Origin of the sequence: Sphingopyxis sp., assembly GCF_035998965.1 — a bacterium.
GTDB lineage: Bacteria > Pseudomonadota > Alphaproteobacteria > Sphingomonadales > Sphingomonadaceae > Sphingopyxis.
This window is the reverse complement of record NZ_DASYHE010000017.1, coordinates 1-4,138: the sequence shown is the minus strand read 5'-3', so window position 1 is coordinate 4,138 and position 4,138 is coordinate 1. Positions and strand designations below refer to the sequence as shown.

General features: G+C 61.6%; 3 protein-coding genes. All 3 read right to left on the bottom strand.

All coding sequences use genetic code 11. The features are described from left to right. Positions 1 to 81: 81 nt before the first annotated feature. The 3 genes from tuf to rpsG all read right to left on the bottom strand — a co-directional run bounded on the left by tuf (position 82) and on the right by rpsG (position 4,104). Positions 82 to 1,272: an elongation factor Tu gene (tuf, locus tag VGN68_RS02390; RefSeq protein ID WP_327473568.1), complete on the bottom strand. Its 1,191-nt coding sequence runs from the start codon at positions 1,270 to 1,272 to the stop codon at positions 82 to 84. Between the two features lie 162 nt (positions 1,273 to 1,434). Next, the gene (gene fusA, locus VGN68_RS02385; protein WP_327473566.1) at positions 1,435 to 3,528 is read right to left on the bottom strand and encodes an elongation factor G; all 2,094 of its coding nucleotides are present in this window, start codon (positions 3,526 to 3,528) and stop codon (positions 1,435 to 1,437) included. 105 nt (positions 3,529 to 3,633) lie between these two features. Further along, positions 3,634 to 4,104 carry a 30S ribosomal protein S7 gene (gene rpsG / locus VGN68_RS02380; RefSeq protein WP_293701244.1) on the bottom strand — a complete coding sequence of 157 codons (471 nt, stop codon included), beginning with the start codon at positions 4,102 to 4,104 and terminating at the stop codon, positions 3,634 to 3,636. Positions 4,105 to 4,138 lie beyond the last annotated feature (34 nt).

Here is a 4,138-nt window from a genome sequence, read left to right as displayed (position 1 = left end):
GGAAGCCGGCTCGGCCATTAAAAATCTTTAAGCTACGAGCCGCCCGAATCGCTTCCGAATCAGGCGGCTCGCGGCCCTATATTACTTTGTGATCGTCGCCACAACCCCTGCGCCGACGGTACGACCGCCTTCGCGGATTGCAAAGCGCAGACCCGGGTCCATCGCGATCGGTGCGATGAGCTTGACGGCCAGCTGGACGTTGTCGCCCGGCATCACCATTTCGGTGCCCTCGGGGAGGATGACCTCGCCGGTGACGTCGGTGGTGCGGAAGTAGAACTGCGGACGATAGTTGGCAAAGAACGGCGTGTGACGGCCGCCTTCGTCCTTCGACAGCACATAGACTTCCGAGGTGAATTCGGTGTGCGGCTTGATCGTGCCGGGCTTGCAGAGAACCTGGCCACGCTCAACTTCTTCACGGCCGACGCCGCGGATCAGCGCGCCGACGTTATCGCCAGCCTGGCCCTGATCGAGCAGCTTGCGGAACATTTCGACGCCGGTCACGACGGTCTTCTTGGTGTCCTTGATGCCGACGATTTCGACTTCTTCGCCCACCTTGACGACGCCGGTTTCGATACGACCGGTAACAACCGTACCGCGACCCGAGATCGAGAACACGTCTTCGATCGGCATCAGGAAGGGCTTGTCGAGCGGACGTTCCGGCTGCGGGATCCACGCATCGACGGCTTCCATCAACTTCAGGATCGCGTCCTTGCCGATGGCGTCGTCGCGGCCTTCGAGGGCGGCAAGCGCCGAACCCGGGATGATGGGGATGTTGTCGCCGTCGAAGTCGCGCTTCGACAGTTCTTCGCGGATTTCGAGCTCAACGAGTTCGAGCAGTTCGGGATCGTCCAGCTGGTCGACCTTGTTCAGGAAGACGACCATGGTCGGCACGCCGACCTGCTTGGCGAGCAGGATGTGCTCCTTGGTCTGCGGCATCGGGCCGTCAGCGGCCGACACCACCAGGATCGCGCCGTCCATCTGGGCAGCACCGGTGATCATGTTCTTCACATAGTCGGCGTGGCCCGGGCAGTCGACGTGCGCATAGTGGCGCGCGCCGGTTTCATATTCGACGTGTGCGGTCGAAATGGTGATGCCGCGCTCGCGCTCTTCGGGCGCCTTGTCGATGTTCGCGAAGTCGACAGCGACGCCGCCCGACGTTTCGGCGAGCACCTTGGTGATCGCTGCGGTCAGCGAGGTCTTGCCATGGTCGACGTGACCGATGGTGCCGATGTTGCAGTGCGGCTTGTTCCGCTCAAATTTTGCCTTGGCCATGATCTTACCCTTGTCCTTAGTCTGGCGTGTCTAAATGCTCAGAAAATTGTTCGTTCGGCGGAACCGCCTGTTGAAACAGGCGCCGCCATTAGTCGGCTTTGCAGAAGAGGGCAAGCCCCGCGGGGTGAAAGCGGCCCGAAAGCCGTTCACCCCGCAAAAAGCTTACGCCATTTTGGCTTTCACCTCTTCGGCGACGTTCGTCGGCACTTCTTCATAATGCGAGAATTGCATCGAGTAGCTGGCGCGACCCTGGCTGAAACTGCGCAGCTGATTCACATAGCCGAACATGTTTGCCAGCGGCACGATCGCCTCGACGACCTGAGCGATGCCCCGGCTGTCGGTGCCCTGAATCTGGCCGCGACGGCTGTTGAGATCGCCGATCACGTCACCCATGAATTCCTCAGGGGTCACAACCTCGACCTTCATCACCGGTTCGAGCAGCTTGATGCCGGCCTTCGCCGCCACTTCGCGCATCGCCGCACGGCCCGCGATTTCAAACGCCAGCGCCGACGAGTCGACGTCGTGATAGGCGCCGTCCGTAAGCCGGATTTCGAAGTCGATGATCGGGAAGCCAATCATGTGACCGTTTTCAGCCGACTCGCGCATGCCCTTTTCGACCGACGGGATATATTCGCGCGGAATGTTACCGCCCTTGATCTCGTCGATGAAGGTGATGCCCGCGCCGCGTTCGCCCGGAGCAACCGTCACCTTGACGCGGCCGAACTGACCCGAGCCACCCGACTGCTTCTTGTGGGTATAGTCGACGTCGACCGCTTTCGCGAGCGATTCGCGGTACGCCACCTGCGGCGCGCCGACGTTCGCTTCGACCTTGAACTCGCGCTTCATGCGATCGACGAGGATGTCGAGGTGAAGCTCGCCCATGCCCTTGATGATCGTCTGGCCCGATTCATGGTCGGTCGACACGCGGAACGAGGGATCCTCGGCGGCCAGACGGTTGAGCGCGATGCCCATGCGTTCCTGGTCGGCCTTGGTCTTCGGTTCCACTGACAGCTCGATGACCGGCTCGGGGAATTCCATCCGTTCGAGGATGATCGGCGCGTTGGTGGCGCAGAGCGTGTCCCCGGTGGTGGTTTCCTTGAGGCCGGCAAGCGCCACGATGTCGCCCGCAAAGGCTTCTTCGATGTCTTCGCGGCTGTTCGCATGCATCAGCAGCATGCGGCCAACCTTTTCCTTCTTGTCCTTCACCGAGTTCAGGTACGTGCCCTTGTTCAGGGTACCCGAATAGATGCGCGCGAAGGTGAGCGAGCCGACGAACGGATCGTTCATGATCTTGAAGGCGAGCAGCGACAGCGGCGCATCATCGGCAGGCGGACGCGAGTCGGGGGTCTCGCCGTCGAGCTTGAGACCCTGCACGTCAGGAATGTCGAGCGGCGACGGCAGATAGTCGACAACCGCGTCGAGCAGCGTCTGCACGCCCTTGTTCTTGAACGCCGAGCCGCAGAGGACCGGAACGAACGCCTGCGCCAGCGTCCCCTTGCGGATCAGCTTCTTGAGCGTCGCGACGTCGGGGACGGTGCCTTCGAGATAGGCTTCCATCGCGTCGTCGTCCTGTTCGACGGCGAGCTCGACGAGCTTTTCGCGATATTCGGCGGCCTTGTCGACGAGGTCGGCGGGGATGTCTTCATAGAAGAATTCAGCGCCGAGGCTTTCATCCTTCCAGATGATCGCGCGCTCGTTGACGAGGTCGACGAGACCCTTGAAGTCGCCTTCGGCGCCGATCGGCAGATAGAGGACGGCCGGGGTCGCACCCAGGCGATCGATGATCGTCTGGACGCAATAATAGAAATCGGCGCCGGTGCGGTCGAGCTTGTTGATGAAGCACATCCGCGGCACTTTATATTTGTCGGCCTGACGCCACACGGTTTCCGACTGCGGCTCGACGCCGGCAACGCCGTCGAACGCGGTGATCGCACCGTCGAGGACGCGCAAGCTGCGCTCGACTTCGATGGTGAAGTCGACGTGTCCGGGGGTGTCGATGATGTTCAGGCGATGCTCGGGGCCCTGGCCTTCTTCGGCTTTCCACAGACAGGTGGTCGCAGCCGACGTAATCGTGATGCCGCGTTCCTGCTCCTGCTCCATCCAGTCCATCGTCGCGGCGCCGTCATGGACTTCGCCGATCTTGTAGGACTTGCCGGTGTAGTAAAGGATACGCTCGGTCGTCGTGGTCTTGCCGGCGTCGATGTGCGCCATGATCCCAAAGTTGCGATAATGTTCGAGCGGATGGCTGCGTGCCATGGTCTTTTCCTTGGATGTGGGGGGCGGTCTTGCGAGCCGCCTCCGATATAGGAAGAATTGTTGCGATTGCGAGACGCCCCCAGAACAGGGGGAGCGTCCCGGCAATTACCAGCGGTAGTGGCTGAAAGCGCGGTTGGCTTCAGCCATGCGGTGTGTATCTTCGCGCTTCTTCACCGCATTGCCGCGGTTGTTCGACGCGTCGAGCAGTTCACCCGACAGGCGCGCGGCCATCGTCGTTTCGCTGCGGTTGCGCGCGGCGGTGATCAGCCAGCGGATCGCCAGCGCCTGGGCGCGGTCGGGGCGGACTTCGACCGGAACCTGATAGGTCGCACCGCCGACGCGGCGGCTGCGCACTTCGATGTTCGGGCGGATATTCGCCAGCGCTTCGTGGAACACGGCGAGCGGTTCCTTCTTGGCGCGGGCTTCGACCGATTCGAGCGCACCGTAAACAATGTTTTCGGCGACCGACTTTTTCCCGTCCAGCATGACGCTGTTCATGAATTTCGACAGCACCGTATCACCGAAACGGGGATCGGGCAGGATTTCGCGGCGTTCAGGACGACGACGACGAGCCATAGGATATTCCTTTACCAACAGCGTCCCGGCGCAA